General features: G+C 50.6%; 13 protein-coding genes and 4 tRNA genes. 16 read left to right on the forward strand and 1 reads right to left on the reverse strand.

Annotated features, from left to right (window positions below; genetic code table 11):
• Nucleotides 1–177: 177 nt before the first annotated feature.
• Both GNT65_RS07290 and GNT65_RS07295 read left to right on the forward strand, forming a co-directional pair.
• Entirely contained in the window at nt 178–924 is a 747-nt protein-coding gene (locus tag GNT65_RS07290) for a substrate-binding periplasmic protein (RefSeq protein ID WP_160794816.1), read from the forward strand.
• A 121-nt stretch (nt 925–1045) separates the two neighbouring features.
• Entirely contained in the window at nt 1046–2062 is a 1017-nt protein-coding gene (locus GNT65_RS07295) for a DUF3137 domain-containing protein (RefSeq protein ID WP_160794818.1), read from the forward strand.
• A gap of 105 nt (nt 2063–2167) precedes the next feature.
• Here GNT65_RS07295 and rnt read toward each other — a convergent pair whose 3' ends face one another.
• Entirely contained in the window at nt 2168–2848 is a 681-nt protein-coding gene (rnt, locus tag GNT65_RS07300; protein WP_160794820.1) for a ribonuclease T, read from the reverse strand.
• Nucleotides 2849–3016: 168 nt separating this feature from the next.
• Between rnt and GNT65_RS07305 the strand changes: the two genes are divergently transcribed.
• The 14 genes from GNT65_RS07305 to GNT65_RS07370 all read left to right on the forward strand — a co-directional run bounded on the left by GNT65_RS07305 (nt 3017) and on the right by GNT65_RS07370 (nt 14281).
• Nucleotides 3017–3877: a flagellar protein MotY gene (locus GNT65_RS07305; protein WP_160794822.1), complete on the forward strand. Its 861-nt coding sequence runs from the start codon at nt 3017–3019 to the stop codon at nt 3875–3877.
• 661 nt (nt 3878–4538) lie between these two features.
• Nucleotides 4539–6629: a prolyl oligopeptidase family serine peptidase gene (locus GNT65_RS07310; protein WP_420853510.1), complete on the forward strand. Its 2091-nt coding sequence runs from the start codon at nt 4539–4541 to the stop codon at nt 6627–6629.
• A 158-nt stretch (nt 6630–6787) separates the two neighbouring features.
• Nucleotides 6788–7186 (forward strand): tol-pal system-associated acyl-CoA thioesterase, encoded by a 399-nt coding sequence (gene ybgC, locus GNT65_RS07315; RefSeq protein ID WP_160794826.1) that lies wholly within the window; start codon nt 6788–6790, stop codon nt 7184–7186.
• Complete coding sequence (gene tolQ / locus GNT65_RS07320; RefSeq protein WP_160794828.1) at nt 7176–7865, forward strand: protein TolQ; 690 nt, start codon at nt 7176–7178, stop codon at nt 7863–7865. The genes ybgC and tolQ overlap by 11 nt, the downstream gene beginning before the upstream one ends.
• Nucleotides 7865–8299: a protein TolR gene (gene tolR, locus GNT65_RS07325; protein WP_011865324.1), complete on the forward strand. Its 435-nt coding sequence runs from the start codon at nt 7865–7867 to the stop codon at nt 8297–8299. Before tolQ ends, tolR begins: the two co-directional genes overlap by 1 nt.
• Nucleotides 8300–8302: 3 nt before the next feature.
• Nucleotides 8303–9238, forward strand: a complete 936-nt coding sequence (gene tolA, locus GNT65_RS07330) for a cell envelope integrity protein TolA (RefSeq protein ID WP_160794830.1) — start codon at nt 8303–8305, stop codon at nt 9236–9238.
• Nucleotides 9239–9247: 9 nt separating this feature from the next.
• A complete protein-coding gene (gene tolB / locus GNT65_RS07335; protein ID WP_160794832.1) occupies nt 9248–10573 on the forward strand; it encodes a Tol-Pal system beta propeller repeat protein TolB in 1326 nt (441 codons plus the stop codon).
• Between the two features lie 34 nt (nt 10574–10607).
• Nucleotides 10608–11150: a peptidoglycan-associated lipoprotein Pal gene (gene pal, locus GNT65_RS07340; RefSeq protein ID WP_011865327.1), complete on the forward strand. Its 543-nt coding sequence runs from the start codon at nt 10608–10610 to the stop codon at nt 11148–11150.
• 19 nt (nt 11151–11169) lie between these two features.
• Nucleotides 11170–11892: a tol-pal system protein YbgF gene (gene ybgF / locus GNT65_RS07345; RefSeq protein ID WP_160794834.1), complete on the forward strand. Its 723-nt coding sequence runs from the start codon at nt 11170–11172 to the stop codon at nt 11890–11892.
• 159 nt (nt 11893–12051) lie between these two features.
• Nucleotides 12052–12127, forward strand: a tRNA-Lys gene (locus tag GNT65_RS07350).
• Nucleotides 12128–12165: 38 nt separating this feature from the next.
• Nucleotides 12166–12241, forward strand: a tRNA-Lys gene (locus tag GNT65_RS07355).
• A 128-nt stretch (nt 12242–12369) separates the two neighbouring features.
• Nucleotides 12370–12445, forward strand: a tRNA-Lys gene (locus GNT65_RS07360).
• A 327-nt stretch (nt 12446–12772) separates the two neighbouring features.
• A tRNA-OTHER gene (locus tag GNT65_RS07365) sits at nt 12773–12867 on the forward strand.
• Nucleotides 12868–13138: 271 nt separating this feature from the next.
• A complete protein-coding gene (locus GNT65_RS07370) occupies nt 13139–14281 on the forward strand; it encodes a DcaP family trimeric outer membrane transporter (protein WP_160794836.1) in 1143 nt (380 codons plus the stop codon).
• Nucleotides 14282–14331: the final 50 nt, after the last annotated feature.

Consider the following 14331-nt stretch of genomic DNA (forward strand, 5'->3'; position numbering starts at 1 on the left):
TGTTGTAGGTGTTAGCCAGACTATACCATCTTAGTGCGGGCAGAGTGTGGGGTGAAGCTAAGTATCAGCCTTTGTTGGTGTCATTTCATGTTAATAAATTGATCATTTCAGGCGCCCTTGATATACCTAGAGAGATCCTTCTTGATTAACGGCTTAGTGCCTAATGTAAGGTGTTCGATGCGACTCTCTATAGTGTTTTTCTGTTGTCTTTTCTTCCTGGTGCCTGTACGCGCCGAAACCGTACTTTCCTATGATGTGAATGGCTCTAACAGTTGGTATCCCTACTTTATCGATGAAAATGCCAAGGACCCGGGGATCTTGGCCGAGTTAGTGCCAAATATCTTTGCATTGACCCCTATTCGATTGGAGGCAAAACTCTATCCACCGAAGCGAACTAATCAGGCGTTGGCCAGCGGAGCACTGGATTTCGATGTGGTGAGTCCCAGCTGGTTTGAGGGCGGCGAGCTGGGCGAAAATTTCGTGCAGTCTCAGCCCATCTTCGCTATCAAGGAGCATGTGGTGGTCTTGGCGGGCGCACAGGATGACTGGATGAATATCAGTAAGATACGAGGGCAGGAGATAGGCACTGTGCGCGGCTATCTCTATCACGACGATAGCCAGTTTACCCGTGTCGATTTCAAGTCGGAACGTGAGCTTATCATTGCCTTGCAGAAGGGGCGGATCCAGGCCGCCATCGCAGGTGATCTTACCGCGCTTTACTGGGCAAGGGAGCTGCATGTGCCCATCGCGCTGGCGGCCGTACATTCGGATGGCGTGTTGGTGATCCGCCTGCGAAGAGAGCATCAAGGCTTGCTCAAGCAGATTAATGGTGCGATAAGCCAGCTCCGGGAGCAGGGAGCAATAGACGCCTTACTGGCCAAATATACCTCGGGTCAGTCGGTTGTCTCTAGATTGAGCAATTAGCCTTATCTTTCTTTAACCTAATTTAACTGGTTGTTTTTCAGACAAACGGTACGTCATCTCTTGACGATCGCTTCGAGATAGCCGCTAATTGTGGACAATGGAAATGAGCAAGGATAGATGTATGAATCCAATGGAGTTTGCGATTCCGGTCGAGGATAAACAGGCCTTCAGTCAATATTACGCTAAACAGATAGCCCCTAAGTGTCGGCGGTATGAGTCCGTCCGCCAGGAAGCTGCCGCTAAGTATCAGGCTCGCAGTAAAATTAGTACCCCCATCACCTATATCGGCTTGTTAGCCTTCTTGGCCTGTTTTGCGGTCAGCATCTATGGTGCGGTCGTGCTTGATTTTGAAGGTGGTGTGTTTTTCGCCGGATTTGGCGGTGCTTTTGGGGCGGGTACGCTGATCGCTGTCGTGAATATCTGGGCCGGCAATGAGATAAGTCAACTGCGGGCTAAGATAGTCGAGGAGATCTATCCGTTACTGCTTGGCTACTTCGGCAAGAGCTTCGCGTTAAACCCCCCAAACTTACCCGAGCTGGATGCCTATAAGGACTATGGTCTCTTTCCTGAGTATGACAAGGGCTATTTTCAAGATTCGGTAAGAGGCCAGTATCTCAATGTGCCTTTCCTGATGAGGGAGCTCGTGCTGCTGGAGCATAAAGGTACGAAAGATAATCGCCCCCAATACAAGACGATATTCGATGGCATAGTGTTAGAGTTCGATCTGCCAAAGAAATTTTCCGGTAGTACCCAGGTTCGTCAGGATAAAGGGTTGATGGGTAATGGTTTTATGCAGTTTAAACAGCAGCTATCACGGGTAAAACTGGAAGATCCGACCTTCGAGCGTCAGTTTGAGGTGTATAGCGACGATCAGATCGAGGCGAGATATCTATTAAATACTGCGACCATGGAGCGTTTACTCTCCCTGTCTCGCTTCTACCGTGGCGATCTTGAGGCCAGTTTTAGCAATGGTCGACTATTGATTAAGATCGCCTGCAAGCATAACTATTTTGAGCCGAAACTGGATCTGTTAAAGCCGCTGGACTTTGCCGATGATATAGAGCAGGTGTTTAAGGAGATCCACGAGGTGTTTGACTTGATCAAAGCCCTGAAGCTCGAAAGCCGTACAGGCTTGTAGCGGTCAGCCTAGTTTATCCGGTATCCCGCGCGATCCGGCGCGAGATATCGGCAGTCTTATACAAGGCTAGCAATGAGTGCTCTCTGCCTTGTCTTACTTTTAATTTTAGCTTTCGTTGTCTTCGCTGGTCTCAGCCTGGGTAGCAGGCGCCTCGCTCGCTACCGGCCAGCCGCCTAATGCCTTCCATTTGTTGACGATATGACAAAACAGCTCTGCGGTGCGCTCGGTATCGTAGAGAGCGGAGTGGGCCTCTTTGTTATCGAAAGGGATACCGGCAATCTCGCAGGCCTTGGCCAATACGGTATGGCCCAGCGCCAGCCCCGAGAGGGCGGCGGTGTCGAAGGTGGCAAAGGGGTGAAACGGCGTACGCTTGAGGGCGTTGCGTTCAATAGCCTGAGTGACGAAGCCATGATCGAAGGCGGCGTTGTGGGCCACTATGATGCTGCGATGACACTCTGCGGCCTTCTGGTGTTTCTTGACCTCTTTGAAGATCTCCAGGAAGGCTTCTTTCTCGCTGACGGCGCCGCGTAATGGATTGCTGGGGTCTATGCCGTTAAATGCCAGGGCGTCTGGTTCTAGGTTAGCGCCTTCGAAGGGCTCGATATGATAGTGGAGCGTCTTGTCCAGTAACAAATTGCCATTGTCGTCCATCTTCAACAGGGAGACGGCGATCTCCAGCAACGCATCGGTTTGAGCATTAAAACCCGCGGTTTCAACATCTATGACGACGGGAAAGTAGCCACGAAATCTATGCTTAAGTTTGTGTGCGTCGCAAATATCGCTCATTAAAATATCCAAAGTGAAGAGTGGGGGGCTATTATGAAGTATCCGGTGGGAGCTTGTCATGTTTGATTGGTCAATATATGGGCTAAAGGAATGCTAAATTAGGCCGATAGGGATAAGTAACGTAAATAACAAGAGTGACTGTCTATGTGGGTTAGGGTGCTAAGTGCGATGACATTCGGTATAGGCTTGAGTCTGGCGACGACGGCGCAGGCCGAGTTGCGTCACTATGTGGCCTCGCTGGAACAGTCCTCCTGGCGCCTGAGCGGCAATACCCCCATTATCTGTCGCTTGGAGCATGAGATCCCATCCTACGGTAAGGCAGTGTTTACCAGCCGCGCCGGTAAAGACCATGATTTGAACTTTAGTCTGGATATGTGGGTGAAGCCCGACGAGGTGACCAGCGCCAAGTTGATGAGCATGGCACCCGCCTGGCGCCCGGGAGTTGTCTCCCGACCTATTACCGAGTTGACCTATCAGAAGTATTTCAGCGGCGAGGTGCCTAAGAAGGCGGCCTGGTCCATGTTGAACGAACTCGAGCGCGGCATGCAGCCCACCTTCTATTATGCCGACTGGTATAATCGCTCAAGCAAGGTGGCCGTAGGCCTGTCGTCGGCGAATTTTGGTCGCCGTTACGCCGAGTTTAAGTCTTGTCTGGCTAACCTCTTGCCTTATAGTTTCGACGATATCGCCTTTACCGTGCTGACCTATGAGTTTGGCGGCTCTGAGCTGACCCGCTACTCTAAGGCGCAGATTACCAAGGTGCAGGAGTATCTCTCTTATGATCCTGAAGTCGAGCTGGTGTTGATCGATGCCTACACCGACAGCTTCGGTGGCCGTTCGGTGAACAAGAAGGTGTCTGAGAAACGTGCTAAGTCGGTTAAGCAGCTCTTCCTGTCCGCAGGTATTCCCGACGAGCGTATCCATACCTTTGGTCACGGTGAGCGTCGCCATGTGGCGTCAAATGACACCATAGATGAGCGTGCGCGCAACAGACGCGTGGTGATCCGCCTCAGCAAGCCGCTGGATTAGAGAAGCTTTAGTGAGTTAATCATAGTGATGGAAACCGGCCAACATGGCCGGTTTTTTGTTACCGGCCGGAGCTTAAAAGTGTGCAGCGGAAAATGATAGGCAAAAAAAAGCCCACTTAATCTTAAGTGGGCCGCAAATAAATCATTGCAATCAACAAATTGAAGGAAGGAAGTCAAGCATAAGAACCAGGGATGAATTCACGTGACTGGCACGGGAACTCGGAGTTCTTGTTTTCCATCTACCGGTTGGGTAGACACTTCCGGAAAACGAGGTGAATTATAGGGTCAGACCATTTGTCCTACAAACTAGAAAAATTCCACCCTTAGATTAGTATTTCTAATGATTTATTGAGCCGTTGTAAGGGGCGGATTCACTTAACCTGGGGTTTTGCGCTTGATTACGCAAAATTGCTGCATAATTTCACGATTTATATAATTCATCTATGTTGTTTTTTTATTAACAAGTCTATTTCGCAAATGCCTACTTCGATTATTTGTAGCCATTGCACGGTTTTTTTTTACTTGTATAGTACGAGGTTATTGGGCGCTAGCTCACAGGTTTACCATTAATAATAACGAGATATCCAGGATGGCTACAGATGGCTCTTAAGACGATTTTATCCAAGCAAACCCTTTTGCTTGCCGGATTAGGTTTAACACTCATGGGGTGCCAGTACCATGCTAGTGAGACAGAAGCGGCGCAGACAACAGTTCAGCCCCAGGGCGTGGTTGAAACGATTCACGGTGTACAGGTTGCCGACCCCTACCGTTATCTGGAGGAAGAGAGTGACGCGACCCATGCCTGGGTGAAGCAGCAGCAAGAGGCTGGTCATGATTTTCTGGCGCAGCTGGAAAACAAGCAGGCAATCGTCGATCGCATCACCGAGCTGTGGAACTTCGAGAAGGTTACCGCCCCTACCGAGCGCGGCGACAATACCTTTTATTACCGCAATGATGGTTTGCAGGCGCAATCTGTCCTCTATGTGAAAAATAAGGTTGGCGAAGAGAAAGTCGCCCTCGACCCTAATAGCTTCTCTACCGACGGCACAGTCGCCTTGAGCGGCGTCTCTGTCAGCGGCGACGGCAAGATCATCGCCTATGGCGTCTCTAAATCGGGCTCAGACTGGCAACAGTGGCAGTTTGTCGATGTGGCGACCGGTGCCAAGCTAGGCGATGAGCTCAACTGGATTAAGTTCTCTAGCGCCGAGTGGAGTAAAGACAATAAAGGTGTCTACTATTCTCGTTATGACGCGCCCGAAGGCGGTAACCTGCTGGCAGATGTTAACTTTAATCAGAAGGTTTACTATCACCAGTTGGGCACAGATCAGTCTCAAGACAAGTTAATTTACGAACGTCCACAGAATAAAGATTGGGGCTTTGGCGCCGAGGTATCGGAAGCAGGGGATTATCTACTGATCTCCATCTCACAGGGTACCGATAGCCGTAACCGTTTCTTCTATAAGCCACTTACCGTGGCCGAGGCGCCTGTGGTCGAGCTGGTTAGCGAGCTAGAGGCCGAGTACAGTTTCCTGGGGAATGACAAGTCAGTCTTCTACTTCAAGACAGATCTCGATGCGCCAAACGGCAAGATCGTGGCCGTGGATGTGAATCGTCCTGCCAAGACAAATTGGAAGACCATTATCCCCGAATCGAGCGATCCTATCGCCAGCGTGGCCATCATCAACGATCATCTGGTGGTCAGTTACCTGCACGATGTGTTGGGCAAACTGTCTATCTTCAGCATGGAAGGGGTGAAGCGCCAGGATGTGGACCTACCGGGTAAGGGTAAGATTGCCGGCCCATATGGTAAGCGTAGCAAGGATTACTTCTACTACACCTTCAACAGCTATGTGCAGCCGCAGACTACTTACAAGTTTGACTTTAAGACGGGCCAGTCGAGCCTCTACGCTAAGCCGAAGATAGCCTTTAACCCTGACAACTATGTCTCTGAGCAGGTGTTCTACACCAGTAAGGATGGCACACGCGTGCCTATGATGATCTCCTACAAGAAGGGATTGACCCTAAATGGCGAGAACCCAACTCTCTTGTATGCCTACGGAGGTTTCTCTATCTCACTGACACCAAGATTCAGTCCGGCAAACATTGCCTGGATGGATATGGGGGGCATCTACGCCGTGCCAAACCTGCGCGGCGGTGCGGAGTATGGCGAGAGCTGGCATCAGGCAGGCATGTTCGATAAGAAGCAAAATGTGTTCGATGACTACTTTGCCGCAGCAGAGTATCTGCTCGATAACAAATACACTAATCGCAGCAAGCTTGGCGCCTATGGCCGCAGTAACGGCGGTCTTTTGATGGGCGCTGCCGTGACTCAGCGTCCGGATCTGTTTGCCGCCGTACTGCCTGCAGTAGGTGTTCTGGATATGCTGCGTTTCCACAAGTTTACTATCGGCTGGGCTTGGACCAGCGAATATGGTAGTGCCGATAATGCCGAGCAGTTCCCAGCGCTACTGGCCTATTCGCCTTATCACAACATCAAAGAGCGCGATTATCCAGCGACTATGGTGATGACGGCGGATCATGACGATCGCGTGGTGCCGCTCCACAGCTTCAAGTTTGGCGCGCTGCTGCAGGACAGACAGACAGGTGATGAGCCTATCATCATGCGTATCGAGTCTAAGGCGGGCCATGGTGCAGGTAAGCCAACGGCGATGAAGATAGATGAATTTGCCGATATTTACAGTTTCTTAATGCATAGTTTCGGCCTTGCGGTGCCGAGTAAGATAGGCAGCTAAGTAAATGCACCTAAAAAGGGAAGTGAATAACTTCCCTTTTTTATTAACAAAATTTTATGCACTAAGTCCCAGTCACCGGGGTGTCAAGCATTCACAATTGCCTGGGCACTCGGTATAGTAGGCCTCTGTTTAATCTGAATGCTGAGCCTTTGTTCTCTATGTTTCGTTGGCCTATATCCGTTTACTACGAAGATACCGATGCCGGTGGAGTGGTGTATCACTCTAACTATCTTAACTTCTTCGAACGCGCCCGCACCGAGTGGTTAAAACAGATAGGAGTGAAGCAGACGCAGCTGCTGGCCGACGATATCGCCTTTGTGGTGAAACACGCCGACATCGATTTTAAGGTGGCTGCGCGTTTCGAGCAGGACCTTTTCGTCGAGTCTGAGGTCATAGAGATGAAGAAGGCCTCCATGGTGTTTCGCCAGCGTCTACTGGACCAAGACGAAACCCTCTATTGTGAAGCACACATTCAGGTGGCCTGTGTGGCGCTATCGCGCATGCGGCCAAAAGCCATTCCCCATCATATTGTTCAGGAGTTAAAGGGTGGAAGCTGATATCTCTTTTATCGGGCTGTTTTTACAGGCCAGTCTATTAGTTAAATTCGTCATGTTGACGCTGCTGACATTGTCCGTGGTGTCTTGGGCGGTGATTATTCAGCGTAGACGCCTGCTGACATCGGCTCGTCAGCGTTCGCTCAAGTTTGAAGATAAGTTTTGGTCTGGTGTCGATCTCAATAAGCTCTATAAGGAACTGTCCGCTAGGCAGGAGAATATCACCGGCCTAGAAGCGATGTTTTATGCCGGCTTCAAAGAGTATGCCCGTCTGAGTAACCTCAATGGCAAGGTGCCGGCCGCCGTGATGGATGGTAGTTATCGCGCCATGCGCGTCTCGCTCTCCCGTGAGCTTGAGAAGCTGGAAACCCATCTGCCATTGCTGGCGACAATCGGTTCGACCAGTCCTTATATTGGCCTGTTTGGTACTGTATGGGGGATCATGAACTCCTTCATCGCCCTGGGCGCCGTTGAAAACGCTACCCTGGCCATGGTGGCGCCGGGTATCGCCGAGGCACTTATCGCCACGGCCATGGGCTTGTTTGCGGCGATCCCTGCGGTTATTGCCTACAACCGCTTCTCCACTCAGGTGGAAAAGATTGAGATGTCTTACGCCAACTTTATGGAAGAGTTCTCCAGTATCTTGCATCGTCAGGCCTATAGTGAGAAGGAAGCCGGTTAATGCAGCAGGGTTATCAACGTAAGAGGCGTCGCCCGGTAGCCGAGATCAACGTTGTACCTTATATCGACGTGATGTTGGTACTGCTTATCATATTCATGGTAACGGCGCCTATCGTAACTCAGGGGGTAAAGGTAGATCTGCCCCAGGGGGAGGCCGAGAGTCTACCTGCCGATAGCAAGCCGCCCGTGGTGGCCTCAATCGATGCCGATGGCGATTATTATCTGGATATTGGCAGTGCCAGCAGCAAAGAGGTGCTGGATCTCGAAGAGATCGCCGTCAGAGTCAGCGCCATAGTACAGTTGGAGCCCGAGCGCCCGGTGGTGGTCAAGGCCGATAGAAGCATCCCCTATGAGCGGGTGATCCAGCTGATGGTGACGTTACAAAAAGCAGGCGTACCTTCGGTAGGCCTGATGACAGATTCGCCTGAGGAGTAGCAGGTGGCAGGGAAATCAGATTTTACCGTTCCATTCATTATTTCAGCCGGCATTCATGTTGGCGTGATAGTGATCTTGGCCATGGGCGTCGATTTTAGTGAGAAGCCCAAGGTGGTGCCTCAGGCCAGTGCCCCGGCGGTGCAGGCCGTGGTTGTGGATCAGAAACGGGTCAATGCACAGGTTGAGAAGTTAAAAGCCGAGAAGCTGGCGGCTGAGCGCAAGGAGAAGGCGCGTCAGGAGGAGCTAGACCGTAAGGCCAGAGAGGCGCGTCAGGCCCGCGAACGAGAGCAGGCTCGGATCAAGAAGCTGGAGCAGGAGCGCAAGCAGAAAGAGCTAGAGACCCAAAACGCGGCTAAGGCAGCAAAGGCGGCCAAGCTCAAAGAGCAGCAGGAAAAGGAGAAGGCTGCTAAGGCGGAGGCTCAGCGTAAGAAGAAGGAAGCCGAGCGCAAGGCAGCCGAAGAGGCTGCTGCTAAAGCCGAGGCCAAGCGTAAGGCAGAAGAGGCAGCCGCTAAGAAGGCCGCCGAAGAGCGTAAGCGTAAGGCGGAAGCCGAGGCGAAACGTAAGGCGGAAGAGGCCGCGCGCCGTGAGCAGGAGCGTATGATGCAAGAGGCGTTGGCCGCCGAGCAGGCCGCACTGTCTCAGACCCGCAACAAGCAGGTGATGAGTGAGGTGCAGCGTTATACCTCGATGATCCGCGCCACGATTCAGCGCCACCTAGTGGTCGACGAGTCGATGCGAGGCAAGAGTTGCCGGGTATTCATTCGTCTGGCTAAAGATGGCTTTGTGACCGGTAACGAGATAGTGTCTGGCGATCCGGTTGTGTGCCGTGCGACTAAGGCGGCAATCAACAAGGCGGGACGTCTGCCTGTTTCGCCCGAGGCCGATGTCTATAACAAGCTAAAAGAGATTAATCTCACCGTACAACCGGAGTTTAATTAGAGGAGTTCCATGAAAAACTTGGGAAGATGGCTCATCTTGGGGCTGGCATTTTTAACCATTCCGGCCAAGGCGGCACTGGATATTGTGATCACCGAAGGGGTCGATGCGGCGCGTCCTATCGCAGTGGTGCCTTTTGTGTGGCAGGGGAGTACACCCATGCCGCAACAGATCTCTGATGTGGTGATGTCGGATCTGACCCGCAGCGGTACCTTTAAGCCGATGGACGAGTTGGGTCTGCCGCAGCGCAATTTAGGTTCGCTGGCGCAGATGGATTTAAAAGCCTGGTCGAACGTGGCCGCCGAGGCTGTGGTCATGGGAACGGTTAAACCCTATGGCCCAGACCAGTATCTGGTGAACTTCGAGCTTATCGATCTGGTTAAAGCCCAGATGCAGTCAGGTGGTCCACAGTCGGCCAGTGAGTACCTGCTCGACAGCCGTGAGACAGTGATCAGCAGCGCCCAGTTTAGGCAGTATGGTCATCGAATCAGTGATATCGTGTATGAGAAGCTCACCGGTATTCGTGGTGCCTTCCTGACCCGTATCTCCTACGTGGTGGTAGATCACAAGGCGAAATCGCCTTACAAGCTGATGATCGCCGATTACGATGGTTATAATGAGCAGATGTTACTGCGCTCGCCCGAGCCGCTGATGTCGCCAGTCTGGTCACCGGATGGTCGCCGTTTGGCTTATGTTAGTTTTGAGAACAAGAAGGCCGAGGTTTTTGTTCAGGATATCTATACTCAGCAAAGAACCAAGGTTACCAGCTTTCCTGGGATCAATGGTGCGCCTTCCTTCTCGCCAGACGGCAAGAAGTTAGCACTAACCCTGTCGAAAGATGGTCAGCCAGAGATCTATGTGGTCGATATTGCCACCAAGGCGATTAAACGTGTTACCAACCATTATGCCATCGATACCGAGGCCTCTTGGACGCCTGATGGTAAGTCGCTGATCTTCACCTCGGAGCGTGGTGGTCGTCCGCAAATTTATCAGGTGGCCTTGGCATCGGGTAAGGTCACACGACTGACCTTCGAGGGGGAGTGGAACCTGGGTGGCTCTATCTCGCCCGATGGTCGGAGCATGGTGTTTGTGAATCGCACCAACGGCAAGTTCAATATTGCCCGCATGGATCTTGAGACGCGTTTTATGCAGGTGCTGACCTCTACACGTTTGGATGAGTCGCCAAGCATAGCGCCTAACGGTACCATGGTTATCTATGGCACTACCTATCAGGGTCAACAGGTGTTGGCGGCGGTCTCTATGGATGGACGATTTAAGGCAAGATTGCCAGTAGGTCAAGGGGAGGTAAAGTCTCCTGCTTGGTCACCTTTCTTATAAATTTACTACTGAGAACAAGATTAAGGATTACAAAATGGATCTGAATAAGCTGTTTAAAGCTATGGTTGTTGCCCTGCCGATTATGGCGATCAGCGCATGTAGCTCAACATCTGAGTCACAAACCGATGCGACCAGCTCGATGAGCGGCAGCGAAAGCAGTGAGATGAATGCCGGTGGTGGTGTTGAGACTGGTGGTGTAGCACCTATTCTGACGCCAGAAGAGCAGCAGCGTATTAAGTACCAGGAACTGCGTAAGGAACATATCATCTACTTCGATTTCGACCGCAGCTCGGTATCGTCTGACTTCTCAGAAGTGCTTAATGCTCATGGTGAGTACCTGCTTGAGCATCCTAATGTTCGCGTGATGATTGAAGGTCATGCCGATGAGCGCGGAACCCCTGAGTACAACATCGCTCTGGGTGAGCGCCGTGCCAAGGCCGTTGCCAAGTACCTGCAAAGCATGGGTGTACTGCCGAGCCAGATGAGCATAGTGAGCTATGGTGAAGAGAAACCACAAGATTTCTCTCGCACCGATGATGGCTTTGCTAAGAACCGTCGTGCGGTATTGGTTTACTAAGCGTTAAATAGGGTTAACTATGAAGACTGCCGTTGTTACCGCGGCGATTCTGATGAGTGTAGGCGTCGCGGTAGCGGCGCCTGCGCCCGTTGAGGATGTTGCCGGTGGTTCCTCCGAAGATAGGGTTGCGCGCCTTGAGCGTATTATAAAGGCCAAGCAGGCCGCAGAGTTTGAGATGCAGCAGCGTTTAGATACGCTCCAGCAAGAGGTGCTTGATCTGCGTGGCTTAGCTGAGCAGCAAAGTTATCAAATTAATCAGATGCTGCAGCGTCAGCGTCAGCTTTATGATGACATCGCAAACCTGAGTAAGGCCAAGACGACTCAAGTGGTGGCAGCGCCAGTGGCTTCGAGTTCTGAGACCTCCTCACTCGGGGAAACCGCCAGCTATGAGCGCGCCGTTAATCTGGTGCTGAAAGAGCGTCAGTACGACGAAGCGATTCCTGCGTTTCGTGAGTTTATTGTGCAATACCCCAACTCGACCTATGCGGCGAATGCTAATTATTGGTTAGGCCAGTTACTCTATAACAAGGGTGAACTTGCCGATGCGGCCAAGGCCTTTAATACTGTGGTGAACCAGTTTAAAGAGTCGAATAAGCGTGGTGATAGTCTGGTGAAACTTGGCATGATTGCGCAGAAGCGTAACGATAATGCCGCTGCAAAACGTTACTACCAGCAAGTCGTTAGCGAGTACGCTAATAGCGCTGCGGCGCGTATCGCCAAACAGCAGATGGTGGGGCTTTAATCTCTATTTAACCAAAAAACATACTCTTAGTCTGTTTTTCATGCAAACAAAAAAAAATGGGGAATTTGCACTTGCATGAGAAGATGAAAAAGGTATTATAGGCGCCCTCGAAGCGACGTAGTCGTTTGGGCGCTAAATCAAAGAGATTTAGTTGGAATTGGGTCGTTAGCTCAGTCGGTAGAGCAGTTGGCTTTTAACCAATTGGTCGAAGGTTCGAATCCTTCACGACCCACCACTTTTCTAGCAGTGGTTAAACAGTTAGGCACCTAAGATGGGTCGTTAGCTCAGTCGGTAGAGCAGTTGGCTTTTAACCAATTGGTCGAAGGTTCGAATCCTTCACGACCCACCACTTCTCTGACAGTGGTTAAACAGTTAGGCATCCAAGATGGGTCGTTAGCTCAGTCGCTATTTTTAGAGAAAGGGCAGTTGGCTTTTAACCTCTGATACAAGGTTAATCTTCATCAGTATCAACAATATGGGTCGTTAGCTCAGTCGGTAGAGCAGTTGGCTTTTAACCAATTGGTCGAAGGTTCGAATCCTTCACGACCCACCACTTTCTCTAGGTGGTTAAATCAAGAGAGGGATTTAGAAAGTTGTTCGCTCGGTCGATGCTTTTAAAGCAAAGAGGTAGTTGGCTTTACTTTTTAACTCCACATTGGTCGAAGGTTCGAATCCTTCACGACCCACCACTTTCTCTTGCTAGTTAATTCCTTCATTGCATTTTCCTATTTGAAATCGTTTTAACTGAGCAGATATTAATTCTTTGAGATTAGCATCTAGTCAGTTGACTCTACTTTTTACCGCTATGTTGGTTTAAGGCTTGAATCCTTCGCGATCCCCCCCCCTTTCTAGGTGGTTAAATCAAGAGTAGGATTTAGGCAGTTGTTAGCTCAGTCGATGCTTTTAAAGCAAAGAGGCAGTTGGTTTTACTTTTTAACTCCACATTGGTCGAAGGTTCGAATCCTTCACGACTCACTTCTTCTGTTTTCAGTTGTCTCGCTTACCTAATTTTTTACTTTGCAGATTCAGTTCTAAGTCGCTAAGCATTGGTTGCCTTATTCAGCCGCATGGCTGCGAGTTAGGTTTGATGATGATTGAATTTGCCCCAACCTAGACTAATTCACTAGGTTTTTCTCGCATATTAGTCCTAGCTGTTCGACCTTGGTCTTATAGACGTTTTGCTAATGTTACTTGTTTGTTAACTCCGTCATATTCATTGCGATAATAATGAAAAGGGAGAGGACAGATGAAAAATGCAAAAGTGTCTTTGCTGGCTGCGGCGACCTTACTGGCGCTAGGTTCCAGTGCTGCAATGGCTGAGACAGAGTTCAAGTTTGGTGGCTATGTGAAGGCCGATGTCATGTTCAGTGACTACAGCAATGGCGCACCGGACTCAGGCAATCTTTCTCGCCAGTTTTATGTCCCTGGTACCATTTATGGTACGCCGGGCAATGGCAAACAAGTTGTCGATTTCCAAGCGAGAGAGTCTCGCTTTAATTTTAAGACGACGACAGATCTCGATGGTCATAAGCTGACAGGTTTTATCGAGTTGGACTTCATGACCCATTCAGACGGTAACGAGAGGGTATCTAACAGCTACTCTCCCCGTATTCGTCATGCATTTGTGAGTTTTGACAACTGGACCGTGGGTCAGACCTGGAGTACCTTCATGAATCCAGGCTCTCTGCCCGAGAACCTCGACTTTGTGGGCGCGGCCGAAGGTACACCTTTCGTACGCCAGACGCAGGTTAGATACACCAATGGCGGTTTCCAGTTTGCCTTGGAAAACCCTGAAACCACAGTGACCCCTAATGGCGGTGGGGCGCGTATCACCAGCGGTAGCGGCATAGTGCCAGATTTCGTGGCGCGTTATAACTTCAAGACCCAAGGTGGTGCAAAGTTCACTCTGGCAGGTATTGGGCGTCAACTTAATCTTGAGAAGAATGGCATTGACTCTCAGACCATGGGCTATGGCGTGAACTTTACCGGGGTGATTCCGGTTGGCGATGATGACCTTAAGTTATCGGCGACCGCGGGTGATGGCTTAGGGCGTTACATGGCGCTTAACTATGCCAATGCCGGAGTGCTGGACGCCGACGGTGACATCAAGACCATCAGCTCTTTCGGCGGTTTTGTCTCTTATCGCCACTGGTGGAATGATAAATGGCGTTCAAGCTTTACCCTGTCAGGCTTTAAGGCCGATAACGATGTGGCCTTGACCGGCGGTGCGGTGAACGAAGAGTCTTACTCTGGTTACATTAACCTGCTCTATTCTCCAGTGAAGCCTATGACGGTTGGGGTGGAGTATATGTATGCGGAGAACACTAAACAAAATGGTGACAAGGGCGAGTTGAATCGCGTGATGTTCTCGGTGAAATATGTCCTATAAGGGCGTGAAGTGAGCATAAAAAAGGAGGCTTAGCCTCCTTTTTCTTTGCT

It is taken from the genome of Shewanella insulae (genome assembly GCF_009831655.1).
GTDB classification, from domain to species: domain Bacteria; phylum Pseudomonadota; class Gammaproteobacteria; order Enterobacterales; family Shewanellaceae; genus Shewanella; species Shewanella insulae.